This is a genomic window from Psychrobacter sp. LFX-11D (genome assembly GCF_904846475.1).
GTDB lineage: Bacteria > Pseudomonadota > Gammaproteobacteria > Pseudomonadales > Moraxellaceae > Psychrobacter > Psychrobacter cryohalolentis.
Genome location: NZ_CAJHAV010000001.1, coordinates 277,815 through 300,484, shown reverse-complemented (window position 1 = coordinate 300,484; position 22,670 = coordinate 277,815). Strand labels below are relative to the sequence as shown.

Below are 22,670 nucleotides of genomic sequence, written 5' to 3'. Positions count from 1 at the left end.
AGTATCATTAAATACGTAAATAGCGTCCACCTTGGACCGTCACTGCGCCCAATAGCTCTAGCTCCATCAACTGCCCAATCAATTGTGCGGGCACAAGCTCAGTCACAAGGATAAGTGCATCCAAATCTTGACCATGCCAGTCCAACTTTTCAAACAAGGTGGTTAGATGCTCAGGTACAGTAATACTAGGCGCTGGCTTCACTTCCTGAGGTTTTATTGTTTTTTTAATGGTAGCAGACTGCTTAAATACTGACTTATCAAGACTTTGTGCTTTTGAATTATGATCAAGTTGATGCTGCTTAGACTGGCTTGGCAATTGCACACTGATATCATCCAATACTTGCTGAGGATGATAAACCAAGGTCGCACCCTCACGTATTAGATGATGGCACCCTTCAGCATTACTATTGTCTATATGACTTGGAATTGCAAAAACTTGCTTGCCTTGCTCGGATGTGAGGCGCGCAGTAATTAGCGAACCACTTTTAATCGTTGCCTCAGTGACGATGGTCGCAAGGCTCAACCCTGCAACCAAGCGGTTGCGACGTGGAAAAGTATGCTTATGTGGTAGCGTATGCGGTAATAGTTCACTGATGATGCAACCACCTTGCTCAATAATTTGGCTAAACAGACGATCATGATGATTGGGATAATTAACATCAATGCCCGTCCCCATAACGCCGACTGTCCGACCTTGGCACGCTACATCGGTTTGTGCCAATGCGCCAAGATGGGCACGTTTATCCACACCAATGGCAAGTCCACTGGTAATGACGTAGCCTGCTTGTGCAAGATACTGTGCCATATCAAAGGTAATTTTTTGTGCGTGTACCGTCGGCTTGCGACTGCCAACAATAGCGATTTGCGCCCAACGCAACAATTCACTATTACCTCGATAAAATAACAGCGGCGGCGGATCGTAGATTTCTAACAATTGAGCAGGATAATTAAGTTGGTCGGCAAATAATAGACCGTACTTCTCTTCTATCAATGCTTGTTGAATGGTATCGATGCTGGCGCGCGTTTTCTCTGGGTGTTCATGACGAGTTAAATGGCTATGATGAATCCCTAATTGACGCCACGACTCTACGCCAGCTTGCCACGCAAGCTGCGCACTATCATAGTTATGAATGAGTTTATGATAAGAGGATAATGACGCATTTAACTCAAACCACAGCGCCAGTATTGCACGCTGCTCATCTGATAAAGTAAAAGTGGCTACCGTCATCATCGTATGACTCTTATAGGCTTATTTAAGATCTGCTCGCTAAAACTTAAGGCAGGGTTATAAATAAGGAGGTGGCAACAGCTGATCACCAATGCTCAGTGGCAGCTCAGACTCAAGTACATAAGCATAACTGATATTGTCAAAACTATTGAACACCATCACCATACCGCTTGGCTCACTTGGCAAACGTACCGGTGTATCATTGTCCTTGATATCACGTATGACTGCGCCTTTTTGATAAACAGTCAACACATCACCCGGCTTCGCACCATGTATGCGACCCAAGTTAATTGCCACCACACTACCTTTGGCAGCTGAGCTGATAGAATCCATCACACGAACAATCATACCACCGCGATTAACGGTTGCAGGCGTCGGATAAAAGACTGGTGGGATAGCATTGTCTAATTCAACAAATACTCGATCGCCTTCACGAACTTCTTTACCGTAACTGTCGATAAGCTGCAAGCTCGTCACGCCATTGGTTGCCGTAGACGTAACCAATCCCGTTGCCACTTGTGTGACTTCTAAACCAATGACTTTTTGCGTTTTTGGCTCGATATACATCTCGCCTTCACGGTAGATACCATAACGTTGACCTACAAGCAGTGGCACGCCTTTGGCATAAACCTTGTCACCACTAGCCGTAATTAAATTGCCTTTTTTAGAGGCTAGAATATAAGGCGTGGTATTAAAATCTTGCGGATTGACAATCAGTGTCTTATCAAGCCAATGCTGAATGGCAGACCAAGGAATCGGCGGAATGCTATTGACAGCAGAGGTAACAGCGACTGTCGTAGTCACCACATTACCTGTTAACTGTTTTTCAATCCCTGCACAACCCTCGCCCGTATCAACGCCGATCAGAGTTTTACCTTGTATGACGCATAAAATCAGAACGTCATTAGGATAAATAAGATGAGGGTTTTTGATTTGCTTATTGGTCGCCCAAATTTCTTTCCAGCGCCATGGACTATCCAGATAACGTCCTGAGATATCCCACAAAGTATCGCCTTTTTTGACAATATAGCGATTGGGCGCATCCGCTTTAATGGTCGGCGGTGGATTATTAGCGTGGGCGGTGCTCATCAGCATTGCACCACTAAAGGTTGTCACCAATAGCGCTTTTACGATATTTTTTAAGCTCATCTTCATGGTTATATCCACAATATGTAACGCTGTTAGCGCCATAATCAAGGCTACTTAAGTTGGCTTATTTTACCTTTATTTAAAAATAACAACAAAGAATTAAGGAAAAATAAAGACTTATAGCACCTTATCATAACGTCTATAGAGCAGCTATTCAGTGTTAGTGACTGATATGAGTGACAGGTATGATTGCTAAAAAAGCGTCTGGTAAACCGATGACCTACTGACGCGATTTCTAATATTACAATTATATCCACCATAACACAATCATAAACACTTTTTTACAATAGCGTAACCTTAAACTGGATATTCATTTTAACAATTAACTAAAAATAAAATCGACTAGGCAGGATTTGGCGTGACCTGTTGACGGATTTGCTCAGCAACCAACTCAGCATCATTATCAAGCACCACCACATGTTGCGGTAAGCTCTCTAAACCTTCAGTATGGGCTGGACGAGCAATATCTATTTGACCTATTGCTTCAACAATCGTATCGGCAAACTTAACCGGTAATGCTGTTTCGGCACAAACAATCACTTCACCTTCGCGCTGTAACTCTTTAGCAACTTTGATACCATCAGCGGTGTGCGGATCAACCAACTCTCCATGCTGCTCATAAAGCGCTTTAATGGTTTGTAAACGGTCATTATGGGTCGACTTACCTGCTGCAAAACCGTAGCGAGTATTGACCGCCTCCATCAAATCAGGCAAATCAAAACCTTGACCAGATTTCACACCTTCAAACAATTCATGAACGCGCGCGCTATCTTTATCTAATAACAAATAAACAAAACGCTCAAAGTTAGAAGCTTTAGAGATATCCATTGAAGGACTTGAAGTAATATAGGTTTTGGCAGTCGGACGCGGCTGATACGCACCTTGATTAAAGAAGTCGTTCAGTACATCGTTCTCATTAGTCGCGACGATTAGACGATCAACTGGCAGACCCATTTCACGTGCAATGTGACCAGCACAAATATTACCAAAGTTGCCTGATGGCACACTAAAACTAACCTTTTCATCGTTACTTGAAGTCACGGCAAAGTAAGCTTTAAAGTAGTAAACAATCTGCGCTAGGATACGACCCCAGTTAATCGAGTTAACTGTACCTAAGTTATAAGCCGCTTTGAAATCAGCATCTTGTTGTAGCGCTTTGACGATATCTTGGCAATCATCAAACATACCGTCGATGGCAATATTATGGATATTTTTATCAGTCAGGCTATACATCTGCGCGCGCTGAAATTCGCTCATTTTGCCGTGCGGTGACAGCATAAAGACTTCGATATTTTCTTTACCGCGTAGTGCATATTCTGCTGCACTGCCCGTATCGCCACTGGTTGCACCAATAATAGTAATACGCGCGTCTTTTCTTTTGAGCACATATTCAAAAGCATTACCTAAAAACTGCATGGCAACGTCTTTAAATGCCAGTGTCGGACCATTCGACAAGCCTAAAATATGTAAATTGTCTTCAAGCTTGCGAACAGGAACAATCTCATCAGAGCCAAATATATCAGCGGTATAAGTGCGCTCAATAATATCCTGCAAATCAGTCGCAGGAATATCAGTCGCAAAGCGCTGCATAATCGCCATCGCAAGCTGTGGATAGCTCAGCGCGCGCCACTCAGTAAGCGTCGCACTATCAATATTCGGATAATGCTCAGGCAACATCAAACCACCGTCTGGTGCAAGACCCATTAATAACACATCACTAAAATCCATCGGCGCTGTCTGACCACGGGTACTGATATATTTCATTAGATTGTCCTGTCTACAATGAGATTATTAGTTGAAACGGTTTATTCAGCAGTTTTCTGCAGCAAGGCATAATAAAAACCATCACCGCTTTCGCTATCAATGGGCAAGCACTGGCGACCAATCGCTTGTTCGATACCCCAGTTGCAACCGTCGCTAAATTCAACAGCTGCTACATTATTATAATGAGTCATGAAATCCTGCATCTGCTCGACGTTCTCTTGCTTTAGGATAGAGCAAGTAACATATAACAGGTAACCGCCAACCTTAAGTTGTGGCCATAGATTATGCAAGATATCGGCTTGCAAAAGTGCGGTTTGTTCGACGTCTTCTTCAGTACGCAAGATACTGATATCAGGATGACGACGAATCACGCCAGTCGCCGTACAAGGTGAATCTAGCAATATAGCGTCAAATACGAGCTTGCTCTTTTTCTTACCAGCCCCTTGCCATGTCGTCGCATCAGCACAGACGATATTGAGCTCGATGTTTTTCTCAGCTTGCTTCAAGTCGTGCTGACTTAAATTTAAGCGCTGTAAATTAGTATGAATGCGCTCGATACGTGGCGCTTCATTATCTATCGCAGTAATCTTCACTTTCGAAATCACAGGCAACGTTTCAGCATTATCTTGTTTCACGTGAAACAACGAAGACTCATTTGAGCTGATTAATTCTAACCAATGAGCAAGCTTACCACCGGGCGCGGCACAAGCATCTAAAATACGGACTTCGTCGTTGCTTGTATCTACATCGCCGTCTGTATCATTGTTTTTAATACTCAGTTTATTAAGTAGAGCATTATGGATAAGCGGCGCTGCAAGCTGAGCATGCATATCTTGTACACTAGCAGCGCCTTCAGCGAATTGAGGCAAAGCATTGACTGCGGTACTTTGATGCAATCTTAACCCTTGGGTTAATATGCTATTAGATGTCGCTGTAGCCGACGATTTCTCAAGTTGTAAACCACTGGTTAGCTCAACCAAATCTGCTTCAACTTCAAATTCTACTAATGCTTGCTGGTAATCTTCTACCGAGGTAACCGCTGTATTCACTCGCAAAAACATCGGCGCAGGTTGACGTAAACCTTGCATCAAATCTTCATACTGCTCACTCCAATCTTGCTTAAGTTGATAGGCAAGCCAATTCGGTAAGCTGTGTTTTTTATCACACTTCTTACGGAACTTACTTGGGTTCTTAGCAACCTTACGCAAGATGGCATTGATTAAACCCGTCGCATGCGCAAATTCGATTTCTTTTGCTGCTTCAACCGTTTCATGAATTGCCGCATGGTCAGCCACTTGCAAATAGAGCAGCTGCGTCAAACCTACTTGAATCGTCGTACGTACTTCTTTTTCATCAATCGAGTTATCAGCCAGACTATCGAGTAGACGCTCAAGGGCATACCACTGGCGCAACGTGGTTAGCAATAACGCATGAGCAAAACCTTTATCACCGTCATGCAAACTGTTTAGTAACGGATCAAGGACGCTTGCAAGCGACTGACCATTTTGAATAGCCAGTAAAGTACGAATGACGCGAACGCGGACGCTACCATTCATGATAAGGTTGCTTGATGGTTTGAGCTTGTTGTTTCTTGGCGCAGTGCTGGTTTGTCTCATTAAATTGAATTTCCTTGACGTCTAATAGTTAGCGTCTTGTGCGATTTGGATTAAGTATATCTAAATGGAGTTATTTCGCTTCTTTACTAAACTGGTCGCCATCATTGAGCTGATTGCCATGGCAGATTTGTTCGGCGCTCACAGGTTTGCTACCTGCAAACTGTAGCTGAGTGATCGCTAAAGTACTGGCTTGCAGCGTATTAGCGTCTATATTAATATCAATATTATCGTTATGACCACAAGCGATTAAAATCGCCTTGCGTCCCACACTAATAACTGTACCTGCTTGTTTATCGGTTGGTTGCGATGCATTCACAGGCAAGCTGGCTAAAATTTTGACACGCTGACCTGCCAAAAAGGTATAAGCACCAGGCCAAGGAGTTAAGCCACGAATTTGTCGTTCAATCACAGTGGCAGACTGCGTCCAATCAATTTCACCCTCAGTTTTGACTAACTTTTCAGCATAATTGGCTTGACTGTCATCTTGTACTATAGCCTGAGCTTGATAGTGTGGTAAATCTTGTAGCACAGTAATAATGGCGGTCGCACCAAGCTCAGCCATTTTATCATGTAGGCTGGCAGCCGTATCATCAGACTCAATACTAGCACTGACTTTATAAAGCATGTCTCCAGTATCAAGCCCTTTATCCATCTGCATAATGGTAATGCCAGTCTCACTATCACCCGCCAATAATGCGCGGTGAATAGGCGCTGCACCACGCCAGCGTGGTAATAATGAGGCGTGGATGTTTAAGCAACCATAAGTCGGCGTATTTAAGACACCAATAGGAAGAATCAACCCATAAGCAGCAACAATCATTACATCGGGTTGATAATCTTTCAAGGTTTGCCTTGCTGTCACCCCTTCTATACTTGATTTTTTAAAAGTCTCTGGCTGCTCAACAGCGATATCATGTGCCAATGCTACTTGCTTGACCGCAGATGCCGCCAGCTTTTGTCCGCGGCCAGCTTTACGATCAGGCTGACTATAGACCGCTACAATACTGATATTCAATGCCTGTTGCTGCTTGATTAATGCCTCAAGACTCACGGCGGCAAACTCAGGCGTGCCAGCAAATACCACTCTTAACGGCTCTGTACACGTCGGTTTAAAGTTATCATTATTAAGAGATACATCAGGAGTACAAGCAAGTGTGGTCATAGTTAGGCAGTATTAATAAGTAATAAAGCTATTATAGGGGAGTTTGTAGCGTTGTGCCATGACTGTAATAGCCACAATCAAGCGCTACTAATGCGCCTGATTATCTTTATAATAGCAATAAGATTCAGTCTCATTTTTCACATTGTCATATACTAGCTAGCTATCAATATTGTTTATTGCTTTGTTGTAGGCTAATAATAAAGAATATAGCAGTAAAATCTAACGAAACCATTTTAAATTTACTGTGTATTATTATGCCGACTTAGGGTCATGCCTTTATGCCACAATTTCAGTCTCTGCAACGCCTGTTGGCTTTCTATACTTTGACATTACTTGCCATGTTGTCATTGTATTATTTCATCATGTTTCATGAAATGAAGAATGAGAGTAAGCAGCACAGTGTAGAGACGTTTCATACCCTGCAGTATCAGATTTCCGAGCTTAATAATCCTATAAACCCCGCCGTTAAAAAGATAGTAGAGAAGCCTTTTTTGGCAGGAATCAGTTATCAGCTGATTTTTATGATGCCCTCCGGCCAAACTTTCATTTACCATCAAACTGAAGCTGATGAACCTGAATTTACGGGAATTATGTTTCCAAGCATTGAGACTTCGCTATTATCAAATAAGAATACTCATAGCACCTATACGTTATCCAACGAAAAACTAGTCGGGACCATCGAGCTTAAAAGTGGTCATAAATTTTATACCATTTTGCGTCATAAGCCGCTCAATATTAACTGGGTATCTTATCGCTATTGGTTGCCTTTAATGACCGCCATCATGTTTTTTACTTTGGCACTACTATATACCTTAAAACGCCGCGCCAATTGGGTACAGTTACTGCTTTATACCGACAACTTAAGCAGTCATGCAAAAGAGGCGTATACACCACCACCGTTTGTCAGCAAAGAATCTACGCCTGAATTTTTGCAATTGGGTCATGCACTTAGTCGGATTAACTATCAATTGCATAACAATCATCGTCATATTACCACTCTAAAGCATCGCCTAGAGCGTTTGGTTGATCATGCCCCACTACCGATGCTGATGGTTATGAGACAAGGTCAAATTAGCTTCTTTAATCAACGTTTTGAGCAAGTATTCTCTACTGCCTTTCAAAATGACAGCAATTATAAATTAACAGATTTTGTTTTTACTGAAGATGAATCTACCCAGTTACTGCTGCAACAACTAGAAAATCTTCGTGTTACGCGTACGTTTATGGTACATGGGCTGGCTAATAAAAAAGCTTATCAGCTACATATTACCCCGTGGTTTGGTGAGCATGGTCAGGTTCACGGTTTTACAGTCTTACTGAATAATGTTAATGATTTGATAAGTCAAAACGAACAGCTGCAGCAACAAAATATAGAAATACAGCGACAACTCGATGAATTTAATACACTCAAATCAACGATGGGTCATGACTTACGGCTGCCATTAGAGGCTATGATTGATACTTTGGAACCGATTGATACTAGCGTTTTGACTGTCAAAGAGCATCAGATTGTCAATACTCTGATTGAAACCAGTCATGCTATGCTTATTATGCTCAACGAGATGCTGGATATAGGGGAGATAGAAGTTCGAAAAACTCGTTTGAATATTGAAACTGTCGACATTTATAAAATAGGGCAACATGTCAGTCATTTAGTCACAAAAGATGCGAGACAACATGGGCTTGAATTACTATACTTTTTCACGCCTGATTGCCCTCGCCTCATTGATACCGACCATAAACGTCTGCAGACAATCTTACGTAACTTACTGGATAACGCTATTAGATATACCAGTTCAGGTTACGTTGTACTGACGATTGAAGCTGTGAATACAGAACAACTATCAGCCAAAAATACCATTCTGGTTAATGATTTAGTGAACGGTGCAACTAATAAATTAGTGCCTAATAATACCAATAAAAAAACAAACCCAGCGCATGACTGGGTTCGCTTTAGTATTCAAGATAGTGGCATTGGCTTAGAGACAACCCAGAGAGATAAAATTCATAGTTATTTTAATCAAACAGCTCAACTAGGAAACACGCAATTAGACCAGTCGAGTTACTCGCAAAAAGCCAGCCAAATTCATACTCAAGTCAGTCAAGCAGATGTAGGACTAACAACTGCTCATAGTTTTGCTAAATTATTGGGTGGTTTTATAGAGTTACACAGCACACCTGATATTGGAAGTACCTTTGATCTTTATCTGCCTTGCCAAAATCCAAACTACCAACCCATCTACCATCTCAATCAACAGTTAACGCGATTGCATCTTATTGCCATCATCAATCAGCCACTTGCCGCTGAACATCTAAAACGCCTATGTACCCATTTATCTATAACAGTCACTATTTTTACGTCTACTGATAGCGTGACCCTACAGCAGCTCGACGACGAACTGATGCAAAACCAGCGTACACTTGCTCCAATATTGCTCCTCGACTACGATTATTATGAAAGCATTACGCTTGCTTTATCTAATCAATCAAAGATGAAAGATGAAAAAAGCATCCATGCCAATATGGTAGAGGAACAAATAAAAGAAGAAGAGTTAGCAAATACGTTATCTAGCAATATTGACAGACAGCATACATTAAATCACTTATTGGCTAATGTATCGCTACCAAAGATATTACTCAGTATGAAGTCTGAGCGCCGTATCGCTTCTATACTACTGGATAGATGTGATGGATTTTTAACCAAGCCGCTAGATGTGAATTTACTGCTCTCTGAGCTACTGCGCTTAACACTTCCTACCAGACAGATACTCATACAAGCAGCAGATATTAAGTATAACGACAGCGTTGTAGTGTCAGCAGATAATAGGTCTGATGAAATCATCTCACCTCTGATTTTAGTGGTAGAAGACAGTCCTACCAATCAAAAAATTGCCTGCAAAATGCTCGCCAAACTTGGTTATCGTAGCGTGGTGGCAGAAGACGGTCAGCAAGCATTAGATATACTGCAAGCGCAGCGTCGAGAGATTGATCTTATTCTGATGGATTGCCGGATGCCAGTGATGGATGGATTGCAAGCAACTCAGGCAATTAGAGCGCAAGGTGATGATATTCCTATCGTTGCACTTACAGCGAACAATACTGAAGAAGACCGCTCAGCGTGCTTAAAGGTAGGTATGGATGAGTTTTTAGCCAAACCTATTAATAAGGATAAACTACAAGACGTCTTAACAGCACTAATTAAACCCTAAAAAATACCACTAAAACTCATAAAGGATGTTAGTGATCACTTACACAAAACCATGCCAAAAAAAGATAGCTTCCATACTTCTCACTTACTGCTAATATAAAATTTGCAGTAAGATAAGACTGTTGTATCAAATATGACTTACTTCATAAAGCCATTATCTGCTAAAAAAGCTTCAGTAATATTGCTTTGCGGGCTAATATTTGCAGTGTCTTCCTGCGACTTATTTAATAAACGCTCCAAATACCTAGCCACAATATCTACCTCCACATTGACCTTGTCTCCTACCAACCAATGCTGTGCAATATTGGTCACTTGAGCTGTATGCGGAATGATATTGAGTGAAACAATATTATCACGCACTAAGTTAGTCGTGAGGCTAATACCATCAAGAGTAATAGATCCTTTCGTCGCTGTATAATGCGCCAGCTCTTTTGGTATCTCAATTTCGATATATATAGAACGTGCATCCTTTTGCAACTTACTAACGACCCCTACTCCATCGACGTGACCTGCGACAATATGCCCACCAAAACGTGTAGTCGGTAGCATTGCCTTCTCTAAGTTGACAATATGCCCCGGTTTCAAATCTTCTAACGCTGTTCGCGCCATAGTTTCACGTGAAACATCAACGGAGTAATGATTACGACCGAAATCTACAACCGTCAGACAGATACCGTTAGAAGCTATAGAGTCTCCAAGCTTCACATCGCTAAAATCTAAGCCATCAGACTCTATAGTCAAGCGAATGTCGCCGCCTGTAGGTTGCATCGACTTAACCTTTCCCACACTTTCTATAATTCCGGTAAACATATCAACCTCTTCTCATTATTTTATTGTCGTTATACATAGCTTTTCTCAGCAATAAACGTGCTATATCACATATATTTCGGGATAAACTGTGGATAAGTAATGGATAATACTTACCTGCAAGCTTAAAAGCCTTAGTTATTAACAAGTTATCCACAATTAATATTGTTTTGACTCAATATTTATATATCTAATCGCTACTATGCAAGTATTTGATTTTACTATAATTTATCTATATAAATAACATTTAATCAAAATCAAAAGTTTCATGTGGAACAAAGTTATACACAGTTTCATGTGAAACTAATATTAGTAGTCATTATTTATTCCTAACCATCATATCTTGCATTAAAAATGTGGATAGATAATTAACAATTAAATGGGTAATAAGGTCAATTTTAGATCAGAACCAAGCTGTTCATGACATTGAATATCAAAACGCAACTGCTGCGCTAGCGATAAGGGGTTAATTTCAACCATCGCTCGCGCTTTTTGCCCTAACAGACATGGCGCCTGATACACAATCAACTCATCTACCAATTGCTGTTGTAAGAAGCTACCAGCAACACTGGCACCTGCTTCTATCAATACGTCATAACACTGATACTCAGTGACTAATACCCTTAATAACTCTCTTAAATTATCTTCACGCCAATACAGGGTATCTGGGCGACGACATAACTGATAGTCAGACTGTAGATCATGCTTTAAACGACCTCGCCTATCAAGTATCACCACTTTAGGATGTGGAACTTGTTCAATTGCTATACTTAGTTGGTTAGAGCGTACATTTAACTGAGGGTTATCGACAATAACCGTTTCGCTACCAGTAATGATAGCGCCACTTTGCGCACGCAGTTTTTGCACGTCTTCGCGCGCAGCTGGACCTGTAATCCACTTTGATTCACCTGTCGCCATCGCCGTACGACCATCAAGGCTGGTCGCAATCTTAAGCCTGACATAAGGCATTTGGGTACGCATGGCCTTTAGAAAACCTTTATTTAACGCTTCTGCCTGCGCGGTAAGGATACCAACCGTCACCTCAATACCCGCTTGTTCTAACAATTTCACACCGCGACCTGCCACCTGTGGGTTTGGATCTAGCCCAGCAACGACAACCCGTATGACGCCAGACTCTATCAGTGCTTTTGCACAAGGCGGCGTACGACCCGTATGACTACAAGGCTCTAAAGTGACATAAGCGGTAGCACCAATTGTTCTTATACCAGCATCTTTTAGAGCAAATACCTCAGCATGCGGCTGACCGGCTTTAGGATGGAAGCCTTGACCGACAACTTCCTCTGCTTGAACAATGACGCACCCTACAGCAGGATTGGGTCGAGCGGTATACAAGCCAAGCTTTGCTTGCTCGATAGCAAGCATCATAAAATAGCGGTCTTTCGCATCTTGAGAATGGTCTAAATTTGACATAAAAAAGGGCTTAATAAATGATGAGATATTATCATCAATGGTTTCATGAAGTCACATAAAATTATAGGCTTAAGAAAGCATCAAAACCTTAACTCAATGTTATTTATCATTAGGGCGTATATTGGCAATCTCTTGATGAAAAGCATCAATATCCTGAAAGTCACGATAAACACTAGCAAAGCGCACATACGCAACATCATCAAGCGTTTTAAGCTCACTCATAATGATTTCACCTAAGACTTTACTGCTGACCTCACGCTCACCCATTTGCCGTACACGCTTTTCAATTCGGCTAATCATCCCTTCTTGCTCATCGATAGTAATAGGACGTTTTTGTAATGGTAATAAAATTGAGCGTCGTAGTTTATCATTATCATAAGGCTCAATCTTACCACTTGATTTAATGATACGCGGCATCACCACTTCGACCACTTCAAAGGTAGTAAAGCGTTCTTGACAGCTATTACAAGATCGTCGGCGGCGCACTTGCGCACCTTCAGCAGCAAGACGCGAGTCGATTACCTTTGTCTCTGACGCATTACAATAAGGGCAATGCATACGGCTTTCCTTGTCTTTATATGAAGCACTATTAAACGAGTCATAATCCCATCTTTACAGCTACATCATTCAAATTTATAACCGTAAATAAGATTACTTACCAATGCAAAAACTGCCAAAAATCTTGCCCAACAAATCATCTGCACTAAATTCCCCGGTAATTTCGCCCAGACTATGCTGAGCTTGACGCAAACTTTCAGCGACTAACTCACCCGCTTTAAAAACGGTTAGCTGCTCATGAGCTTCTGCTAAATATTCGGCCGTTCTTCTTAATGCATCTAAATGACGCGTACGAGCAATCAGGCTATTTTCGGGTGGATGAAACCCTACTTTGGCACACAGAGTTTCGACTAAATCATCAATACCTGCGCCTGTTTCACATGAAACGTTAACTTGCTCGTAACCGCGATTATGAATCTGTTGTTGCGAAATAGAGGTTATTTCTTTGCTGCTATTATTGTTTAATAAATCACTTTTATTAGCGATAATTAACAAGCGCTTGGCTTCTGGTAGCTCGCCAAATAGCTGCTCAGCGAGCTGTAATGGGGTACTTTCTTCTTCAAGATCACGGGTTACATCATAAACCATTAACAGCATATCTGCCTGAGCAATCGCTGTCCGCGCGCGCTCAATGCCGATACGCTCGACCGTGTCTTCTGTCTCGCGCAGGCCTGCCGTATCAGTCAAGTGTAGCGTCAAACCATTGAGGACAACGGTTTCTTGTAGTGTATCACGCGTTGTACCCGCCACATCAGTGACGATAGCACGCTCTTGCCCTGCCAAGCGATTGAGCAGGCTTGATTTACCAGCATTAGGTCTACCTGCCAATACCACATGAATACCATCACGTAATAATTGTCCCTGCTTAGCAGTCGCCAAGACCTGCTGGATTTTTTCTTGTGTCTGTTCAAGCTTACCTTGTATGACCCCATCTGATAAAAAATCAACGTCTTCTTCATCAGGAAAATCGATGGCTGCTTCAACATGCAGACGCAGATGAATTAACTGCTCAAGTAGCTGATTAATCTTTTGTGAAAACTCGCCGCTGAGTGACCGAATAGCACTGCTAGCAGCGGCGGCGCTGGTAGCATCAATCGCATCTGCAATGGCTTCTGCCTGTACCAAATCCAACTTATCATTATCAAAGGCACGATAAGAGAACTCTCCAGCACTTGCTTGTTTTGCCCCTAACTCAAACACACGTGCCAACAACTGATTTTGCAAAATCATGCCGCCATGACCTTGCAGTTCAATCACATCTTCGCCAGTAAACGAGTGCGGACCCTTAAAATACAGCACCAACCCTTCATCGATAACCGTACCATCTGCTTGATAAAATCGGCAGAAGCTCGCCATGCGCGGTTTAAATGCTGACTTACCTGTCAGCGTACAAGCAATGCTATACGCACGTGTGCCAGACAGACGAATAACCCCAACCCCACCTCGTCCAAGCGGTGTAGCAATAGCGGCAATGGTAGGTAGACTCGAAAAACCGAGATTTTTTGATGACTCAGGGGCGGCTAACGCCAACTCTTGGGAATACACAAGCACTCTCAATAACTAAAAACTCCATTATAGACGGCTTAACGCACACTGACAAAACAATCTTTAAAGAGCGTAATCTCCTCATTGTAAGTCTTTTCCAATATCATCTAGCTTGACTGCAGCGACTATGGCGTAGTCTTAAGTAGGTATTCATACCAGATATGACATTAAGGCCATAAAAAAACCACCGCCGTAGCGATGGTTTTTTGAACTTCTAAACTATTAAATGATTAATCCAGTACCTTAACCGTACGAAGCTTTTGCTCTTCTTCTACTTTTTTATTGACGATATATTGATGCGTCATACTAAATAAGTTATTCACAGTCCAGTATAGTACTAGACCTGCTGGGAAGAACAGCATGAACGCGGTGAAAATAATCGGCAAGAATTTCATGACTTTCGCTTGCATCGGATCAGCTGGCTGTGGATTAAGCTGCTGCTGAATAAACATCGATGCACCCATTAATAGTGGCAAAATAAACCACGGATCCATCGCTGATAGATCTTGAATCCACAAAATCCACGGTGCATGACGTAGCTCAACACTCTCAACCAGTACCCAATACAAGGCTAAGAAAATCGGCATTTGCATTAGAATCGGCAAACAACCCGCCATTGGATTGACTTTTTCTTCTTTGTACATTGCCATCATTTCTTGCGACATTTTCATGCGATCGTCGCCATGCTCTTCTTTTAATGCAGCAAGGCGCGGTGCAATCGCACGCATCTTCGCCATTGAGTAATAGCTCTTGTTTGAGAACCACATCAATGCCAGCTTCACTAAGATAGTCAATAGAATAATTGACCAGCCCCAGTTACCGATGACTTTATGAATGCCATCCAAAATACCAAACAATATCTTTGATATTGGCCATAACAGACCATAATCGACCGTCTGATTTAACCCTACTGCTACATCCTTAAGCTCAGATTGTACCTTTGGTCCTGCGTATAGCGTCGCATTTAAGGTTACTTGCTTGTTTGGTGCAACATTGACAGGCTGACTGTTAAAACCGATAAAGTAATCATCACCGGTTTCGCGGCTAAAGAATTTACCAGTAAAGTTTTCAGGCGTCCATGCTGACACAAAGTAATGCTGTACGATGCCAACCCAACCTTTATCACTGGTTGTGGTCAATTCACCATCATTAAACTTACCAAACTTCAGCTTATTATAGGGATCATCGGGTGTACCCCAAGCGCCGCCCAAATAGGTTGCCATACTAAGCGCACCTTTATCAGACATACCGGGATCTTTACTATCATCACGCTTTAGCTGCGCAAACATCTGACCTTGCCACGCCGCTGTAGAAGCATTTTGAATCTTATAGCTGATATCAATAGGATATTTATCGTGTGTAAAGGTAAAAGTCTTAGTGACTGTCACGCCATCTTTTTTATACGTAAGCGGCACTGATAACGTTTGCTGGCCTTTTTCCATCACGTAATTGTTAGCGGTATGGCTGTATTTGGCACGACCTTCTGCAGTATCGATACCATTTTGACCAATCAGACCAGACTGAGCCACGTAAACGCGGTTACTGTTGTTTTCTAGCAATACAAAAGGCTTATCGCTATCAAGGGTCGCATCATACTGCTTTAGCGCAGCATAAACGATGTCACCGCCTTCTGGATTGATTTTGATGTCATAACGATCAGTAGTGACTGTGATTAGTCCTGCATCAGTAGCAGGTGTAGCAGTCACAGCGCTATCAACTGTACCGTTGTCGACAGGTAGCGTCTGTACTGGAATATCACCTGCTGCACCGCTAGTAGAAGGAATATCGGCTCCTACTGAAGCTGCAGTTTCTGGCACCGTGTCTACAGCTGGGGCATCTGCATAATCATCACGCCATGCCAAAATCAGCAGATAAGCGGTGATTAACATCGCAATGATGATCATCACCCGAAATATCTTTTGCATAAACCTTTCCTAGATTAAAAAATTAGGGAATAAAAAAACTAGGGCATGTGTTATGACCACCACACAGCATTGGCCCAGATAGTGAACGGTAATGTCAGCAGTCAATCACATAAAATGTTCATCATTTTACTAAAAAACGATTCTAAATGATACCAACAGTGTGGATAACTTGTGGGTAACTAGGTAGATATGCTGAAACGCCTAGTAAAGCTTACGTCTTAGGTCAATTTCATCATATGATTTAGGCGAGTAACATAGCCATGATTATCTCGATAAACATAAAAACCATGAAACTGTCCATGAGCTACTAGATTACGGGACAAGTATTGATAACGATAAGAAGCCAAAGGTAGAGGCACAAAATCAATTCCATGTCCCCCTAATGGATGACAGCGACTAATGCGTTTTAATAACAGTAAACTCCCATTCCAAACACCATACCAAACTAGAGCTTGCTTACCATAGTTTGAACAGGTTGGATAATATCGACAACGAGCAGGTAATATAGGACTTATTATTTTTTGATAAAAAGCTATAAAATTATATATTAATCTATATAAGTATTTATTTATTATTTTTATAAAAAAATTCATGTTATTTTTTTTCTATTTTTTTAAAAATATTAATTACTTCCATTTTTATTTCTTTATTACTTAAGCCTTTAACGGAACTTTTAACAATAAAAACAATATCTTTATTTTCTAAACTAGAAGCTTTTATTCGAAACTGTTCACGTATTTGACGTTTGATTAGATTTCGCGCAACTGCCGTAGGGACTTTGCGCTTGGTGATCGCCATACCGACTCGTGGCTGCTCATGAGTATTAGTACGCACAAACGCCATCAGATGGCTCTGATGTAGCTTACGCTCAGGCGCGTCAAAGACCTCACGAAAGGCTGCAGGCGTGAGTAAACGCTGCTCTTTAGTAAAGCGAGCATTTAGTGTCGTTGGAGGAGTATTAGACATAGTACAACCTAGTATAAGAGATGATAACGATAGTAGAAATAATAACAAAATATAGAGACAAAAAAAGCGCCGATGTGGGCGCTTTTAATATATGGCTAAGTGTCAGTTGTGATGATTGACTATCGCAATCTATAAATAATAGAAACACAACAAGCACTATGAGCCATGCTTATCGCAATCTACTGATTATACAGTAAGGCGATGACGTCCTTTAGCGCGGCGACGAGCTAAGACCTGACGGCCTTTTTTAGTTGCCATACGAGCACGGAAACCGTGAGTACGTTTACGCTTGATCACGCTTGGTTGGAATGTACGTTTCATAACTCACCTATCAAAATAATGGACTAAATTCGTAATAACGGAGGATTATATCATTGCATAGGATGTGGGTCAATAAACTATTCACTACGTTTTAAAGCAACGTGATATCGCTCTTCGATTTTTTACTTTTTGTAGAAAGCTGATGAGTTTTTAAAACTCATCTAAGAAGTTAGTCATCCTCTGCGTACTTGATAAAATCACTACTGTAAATCTTATTATCTAGTTTTAAAACAATTTGTATTATTGGCGATGATTTTTAAAGTTATCCACAATTTTGGTTGATTCTTATAATAATTAATTGATTAATATATATAGATATTGTTGTTATTGGGGTGCTGTTTTTCTGTGGTTAAGTGTTGATTTTCCTTTATAATCAAAAATTTAAGCTATGGGTAACCCTGTGTATAACCTGTGGGTGAAATATGGATAACTTAATATGATTACTTATACACAAAAATATCCACAGGCTTATCCCCAGAAAACAAGGTTTTATCCACAGGTTATTTGTGGTAGATTACTCCCCTATAAGATATAAGATGTTAGTGTACTTTGTAATAGGTTGTTTAACGTAAGCCTCAACGCCTTTTTAGACCTAATTCGATCCATTCTTACAATAAAAAATGCTAATACTTTGAACTATAGGGCTACTGATATTCATGATAGATACAGCAAACATTTGGGATAAATGCCTAAACGACTTACGTTATCATGTCAAAGATAACGTGTTTACCATGTGGTTAAGGCCATTATCAGCTCATCAAGAAAACAACACCTTAATCATTCTTGCACCTAATGATTATTTTGTAACTTACATCAAAAAGAACCACTTAGAGGATATTCAGCAGCTGGTTGCTAAGCATAGTCAGGGAAGTATTGAAGAAGTTATTGTACGTGTTGATAACGCTGGTCGCGATATCGATGATAGTAGCTCGCTGCAATCGGGATCATTATTCTCAGAAGATAACCTCTCCCCTACCCCTTCAAATCATGATTTTGAAACGATTCATCATAATAATGCCAAAGCAGATATCGATGCCAATATGCGTCATGCGGAAGCCGTTGACTCTGCTGATGCGAAATCCTTAAATTATTTAAATCCTGATTTTACCTTTGAAACCTTTGTCACAGGTAAGTCTAACAATCTTGCTTATAAGGCGTGCTACGAGCTTGGTAAACGTCAATCAAAAAACCGTCACAATCCTTTGTTTATATATGGACCTTCTGGTTTGGGGAAAACCCATTTAATGCATTCTGTAGCACATCGCTATTTGAAAAATAATCAAACTTTTTATTATTTCACTTCTGAAAAATTTATTAATCAATTGGTTTATTCATTAAGAAATAATAAAATAGAAGACTTTAAAAAGAAAATAAAAAAAGTAGATTTATTAATAGTAGATGATATTCATGTATTAGCTGGAAAGACTAAAAGTAGTAATGAGTTTTTAACATTGTTTGCAGATTTTACTAGTGGTGATAAACAGCTGATTTTGGCATCCGATCGTCATCCATCACAAATGACTGAATTTGACGAGCGCTTTAGATCTCGTTTTTCTTGGGGCTTAACGGTCGCAGTTGATCCGCCTGAAATTGATACGCGCGTACAAATCTTACAAAGGAAAGCTGCCTCTTATGGAATGAGCCTTCCTAAAGAATGTGCGTTATTCATCGCTCAAAATGTTGTTTCTAATGTGAGACGTTTAGAAGGTGCTTTAAACCAAGTATTTGCCAATGCTAACTTAACCGGCGCCCCTATTACCCTTGAAATGGTGCAATATGCCTTAAAAGATATTGTTGCCATGCGCGTACAAGCCGTCAATATGGATAATATTCGTAAAGTGGTCGCTGAATATTATGATGTGACGATTAAAGATATGCTTGGTCGCAAGCGTACGCGTAGTATTGCTAGACCTCGCCAAATAGCGATGGCACTATCACGAGAGTTGACCAGCGAGAGTTTTCCTGAGATTGGGCAGTCTTTTGGAGGACGCGACCACACAACAGTGATGCATGCTTGTGATAAAGTGAATGAATTACGTACCGCCGATCCAGCGTTTGACAAGGATTACAAGACCCTAGCTTTGATGCTGCAAGCTGGTTAGAAGGCTCTACTATCACTATATTTTAGTAGATAGATATGGTTTATAATGTTGAAAACGGGCGTATACAGACCCCTAATAGATTATCGTCAGTAGACAGGGTATATTAAGTCAATATTCTTTATTTTTACAAAAAGAATCAATCAAATAAGAGTAACTAAGCATGCAATTATCGATTAATCGAGAGTCGTTACTAAAAGCCATTAACTTGATCGCCAAGGCTGCTGATAAACGCCATAATATGGTTATTTTGGGTAATATCAAGCTACAGCTATTTGAATCAGAGCTTGTTTTGACCGCTTCTGATTTAGAAGTAGAGCTGACATCGACGTTGAAATTGCCTGCTGGAGCTTGTGTTGAAGCAGGTACGACGACATTGCCTGCCACTAAATTAAGAGATATCTGTAAATCTTTGCCTGCTCAAGCACAAGTCAGTCTGATAACTCAAGAAAACCAACGCTGCTTATTGACCAGTGGCAAAAGTCGTTTTACCTTAGGTACATTGCCTAGCGAAGACTATCCAAGTTTGGGTAACCCTGAAAATATCACGCCATTGACGATTAGCCGTAGTCGTCTTATTGATTTGATTCATAAGACCCAATTTGCGATGGCTATTCAAGATGTCCGTTATTATCTAACGGGTATGCTATTTGATGTATCACAGCAGCAGTTAACGACGGTTGCAACCGATGGTCATAGACTGGCATTAGCACGTAGTGTTATTGAAGTCAGTGCTGATTTAAGTATGCAGGCTATCTTGCCACGTAAGGCTGTAATTGAGCTTGAGCGTTTGGCTACCGAGCTGGGCAAAATGCTTGGTGATAAAGACAATGCCGTCACGTTGAGTTTCGGTCGTGAATTTTTGCAAGTGAGCTTACCATTTGGTGACGTTGATAGTGCAGGGCAGGTTAGTCAGGATTTGATGGTGACTTTTACCGCGCGTCTGATTGATGGTAAATTTCCTGATTATCGCCGTGTGATGCCTAGCAATACAGACAAACTTGCTCTATTTAATCAAGAGAAAATGATGGATGTGCTGCGCCGTGTCGCGATTTTGAGTAATGAGAAGTCTCGTGGCGTAGTATTTAACTTTGCCAGTGATGGTATGGTAGAAGTACGCGCCAATAATGCAGAGCAAGATGAAGCGGTGGAGATGATTCAAGCCAAGTATCAAGGTGAGCCGATGGAGTTGTCCTTTAATGCTGCTTATCTACAAGACGTGCTAGGTGTCATCCAAGGCGACTTGCAAATGCATATGAGCCAGTCAAATGCATCGGTATTGGTTAATCAGTTAAATGATGAGTTCCATCAGTACGTTATTATGCCAATGCGCATATAATTTATTCTTTAAATGATAGATAATTAGGGTTTAAAGTTATAATTGTTATGGATTTTAACCCTAATCATATCGATGAATTTAAGCTTCCTAAGCTTAAAATTCTATATTTTAATTAAACTTTTGCCTGCTAAAATACAAGCAGGATTTATAGGCGGCTGTCGGTATTATGATTGAACGTCTACAAATCTCTCACTTGCGCAATTTAACGCACATCAATTTATCGCCTGCAGCTTGTAATGTTATTATCGGCGCTAATGGCAGTGGTAAAACCTCGTTACTTGAAGCTATATTTTTGTTATCAAGAGGCAAAAGTTTCCGTCATCATCAGCCTAAACGCTACATCCAACATTATCAAGAGTCTGCCACTATACATGCTAAGCTCAATAACAGCCGTACCTTAGCTATCCAAAAGAAAGCAGATGCGACGACTATTCTGCGTTTAAATCAAACCACTGTTTACAACCAAAGCATCTTGACCGAGCAGCTACCAACATTGCTTATAGACCCATCAACGATGGACATGCTAGAGCAGGGTAGTGCCAGTCGTCGCCAGCTATTGGATTGGTTAGTGTTTCACATGAAACAAGGCTTTCACCCCCAGTGGGTTGCTTATCAACGTCTTCTAAAACAGCGCAATAGTTTACTAAAGCAACGGCGTCATTTAACTCAGGTTCAGCTCGCTGAGCTTAAGGCTTGGGATAAGGGGCTGGCCAGTCATGCAGCGCTGATTCATCATTACCGTCAAGCTATATTTGAAGCTTGGCAGCCTTATTTTTCTAAGAGCATTGCACAGTTATTGCCTGCTTATGCTGAACAATTGAGCTTAAGCTACAATGCAGGCTATGATACTGGTATAGCGCTCGACATACAGCTTGATGAACGCCTAGAGCAGGATTTGCAGTTGGGTTATACCCGTATTGGTAATCATCGTGCTGATATTCACGTGCATTGGCGCTCGATAGGCTCAAGACAGATAGCTGATGAGAATCTAAACCCACCTTTATCAGCGGATCCGACTGTTAAACTGCCTATTTTGAAAGAGCAGGCGGCTAATATCTTATCTCGTGGAGAGAAAAAACTGTTGATTACGGCATTGCGTTTATCACAATTACCATTGTTGCTTAATGCTAAAAGTAATAGCGAGCTACATAACAGTGACGCTAAATTAAGTGTTACACCAGTGGTATTACTAGATGATATTACCGCAGAGCTGGATGATAAGGCGATAGAGATTTTATTATCAACATTAGCACAGCTACCATGCCAGGTATTTGTGACCAGTTTGACAGACAGTATTTTACCTTTAGTACATAAATATTGGGAAAAATCTCAAGTGTTTCACATGAAACAAGGAGGTATTTTACCAGCTCAGTAGCTTTTACTAGGGTATTGATATCTGCGTTATTAATCCTTATTTTACGTCCTTAAGCGCCCGTCCTCTTGCATATTTTACCCTCGTTCTATACCGCATTCTGATACTTAGAAATCGTTCCCTAAACAGTGACTTACAGACAAAAAAATGCTAAAATAGAGCTTTATTTTTGTCCTATTC

At 41.0% G+C, this 22,670-nt stretch carries 17 protein-coding genes; 4 read left to right on the top strand and 13 right to left on the bottom strand.

Features of this window, described 5'->3' with window-relative positions; translation table 11 throughout:
• Positions 1-7 precede the first annotated feature (7 nt).
• The 5 genes from dprA to fmt all read right to left on the bottom strand — a co-directional run bounded on the left by dprA (position 8) and on the right by fmt (position 6,919).
• Positions 8-1,231 carry a DNA-processing protein DprA gene (gene dprA / locus JMX75_RS01295; RefSeq protein WP_201530639.1) on the bottom strand — a complete coding sequence of 408 codons (1,224 nt, stop codon included), beginning with the start codon at positions 1,229-1,231 and terminating at the stop codon, positions 8-10.
• A 54-nt stretch (positions 1,232-1,285) separates the two neighbouring features.
• Positions 1,286-2,383, bottom strand: coding sequence for a LysM peptidoglycan-binding domain-containing protein (locus tag JMX75_RS01290; protein ID WP_226939318.1), 1,098 nt, complete (start codon positions 2,381-2,383; stop codon positions 1,286-1,288).
• A gap of 336 nt (positions 2,384-2,719) precedes the next feature.
• Complete coding sequence (thrC, locus tag JMX75_RS01285) at positions 2,720-4,141, bottom strand: threonine synthase (RefSeq protein ID WP_201530638.1); 1,422 nt, start codon at positions 4,139-4,141, stop codon at positions 2,720-2,722.
• Between the two features lie 41 nt (positions 4,142-4,182).
• A complete protein-coding gene (locus JMX75_RS01280) occupies positions 4,183-5,757 on the bottom strand; it encodes a transcription antitermination factor NusB (protein ID WP_201530637.1) in 1,575 nt (524 codons plus the stop codon).
• Between the two features lie 70 nt (positions 5,758-5,827).
• Positions 5,828-6,919, bottom strand: coding sequence for a methionyl-tRNA formyltransferase (gene fmt, locus JMX75_RS01275; RefSeq protein WP_201530636.1), 1,092 nt, complete (start codon positions 6,917-6,919; stop codon positions 5,828-5,830).
• A gap of 278 nt (positions 6,920-7,197) precedes the next feature.
• Between fmt and JMX75_RS01270 the strand changes: the two genes are divergently transcribed.
• Positions 7,198-10,128, top strand: a complete 2,931-nt coding sequence (locus tag JMX75_RS01270) for a response regulator (RefSeq protein WP_201530635.1) — start codon at positions 7,198-7,200, stop codon at positions 10,126-10,128.
• A gap of 137 nt (positions 10,129-10,265) precedes the next feature.
• Here JMX75_RS01270 and JMX75_RS01265 read toward each other — a convergent pair whose 3' ends face one another.
• From JMX75_RS01265 to rpmH, 8 genes are all read right to left on the bottom strand, one after another.
• On the bottom strand, positions 10,266-10,937 hold the full coding sequence (locus JMX75_RS01265; RefSeq protein WP_201530634.1) for a riboflavin synthase: 672 nt from the start codon (positions 10,935-10,937) through the stop codon (positions 10,266-10,268).
• A gap of 372 nt (positions 10,938-11,309) precedes the next feature.
• Positions 11,310-12,365 carry a bifunctional diaminohydroxyphosphoribosylaminopyrimidine deaminase/5-amino-6-(5-phosphoribosylamino)uracil reductase RibD gene (ribD, locus tag JMX75_RS01260; protein WP_201530633.1) on the bottom strand — a complete coding sequence of 352 codons (1,056 nt, stop codon included), beginning with the start codon at positions 12,363-12,365 and terminating at the stop codon, positions 11,310-11,312.
• 99 nt (positions 12,366-12,464) lie between these two features.
• Positions 12,465-12,923, bottom strand: coding sequence for a transcriptional regulator NrdR (nrdR, locus tag JMX75_RS01255; protein WP_020444555.1), 459 nt, complete (start codon positions 12,921-12,923; stop codon positions 12,465-12,467).
• A gap of 93 nt (positions 12,924-13,016) precedes the next feature.
• Complete coding sequence (mnmE, locus tag JMX75_RS01250) at positions 13,017-14,453, bottom strand: tRNA uridine-5-carboxymethylaminomethyl(34) synthesis GTPase MnmE (protein ID WP_201530669.1); 1,437 nt, start codon at positions 14,451-14,453, stop codon at positions 13,017-13,019.
• 245 nt (positions 14,454-14,698) lie between these two features.
• A complete protein-coding gene (gene yidC / locus JMX75_RS01245) occupies positions 14,699-16,393 on the bottom strand; it encodes a membrane protein insertase YidC (RefSeq protein WP_011514771.1) in 1,695 nt (564 codons plus the stop codon).
• A gap of 218 nt (positions 16,394-16,611) precedes the next feature.
• Entirely contained in the window at positions 16,612-16,986 is a 375-nt protein-coding gene (yidD, locus tag JMX75_RS01240; RefSeq protein ID WP_201530632.1) for a membrane protein insertion efficiency factor YidD, read from the bottom strand.
• 1 nt (position 16,987) lies between these two features.
• Complete coding sequence (gene rnpA / locus JMX75_RS01235; protein WP_201530631.1) at positions 16,988-17,359, bottom strand: ribonuclease P protein component; 372 nt, start codon at positions 17,357-17,359, stop codon at positions 16,988-16,990.
• A 186-nt stretch (positions 17,360-17,545) separates the two neighbouring features.
• Positions 17,546-17,680 (bottom strand): 50S ribosomal protein L34, encoded by a 135-nt coding sequence (gene rpmH / locus JMX75_RS01230; RefSeq protein WP_007394757.1) that lies wholly within the window; start codon positions 17,678-17,680, stop codon positions 17,546-17,548.
• 656 nt (positions 17,681-18,336) lie between these two features.
• Between rpmH and dnaA the strand changes: the two genes are divergently transcribed.
• The 3 genes from dnaA to recF all read left to right on the top strand — a co-directional run bounded on the left by dnaA (position 18,337) and on the right by recF (position 22,493).
• Positions 18,337-19,782 (top strand): chromosomal replication initiator protein DnaA, encoded by a 1,446-nt coding sequence (gene dnaA, locus JMX75_RS01225; RefSeq protein WP_201530630.1) that lies wholly within the window; start codon positions 18,337-18,339, stop codon positions 19,780-19,782.
• A gap of 160 nt (positions 19,783-19,942) precedes the next feature.
• Entirely contained in the window at positions 19,943-21,118 is a 1,176-nt protein-coding gene (gene dnaN / locus JMX75_RS01220; RefSeq protein WP_011512380.1) for a DNA polymerase III subunit beta, read from the top strand.
• Positions 21,119-21,284: 166 nt separating this feature from the next.
• Entirely contained in the window at positions 21,285-22,493 is a 1,209-nt protein-coding gene (gene recF / locus JMX75_RS01215) for a DNA replication/repair protein RecF (RefSeq protein ID WP_201530629.1), read from the top strand.
• Positions 22,494-22,670 lie beyond the last annotated feature (177 nt).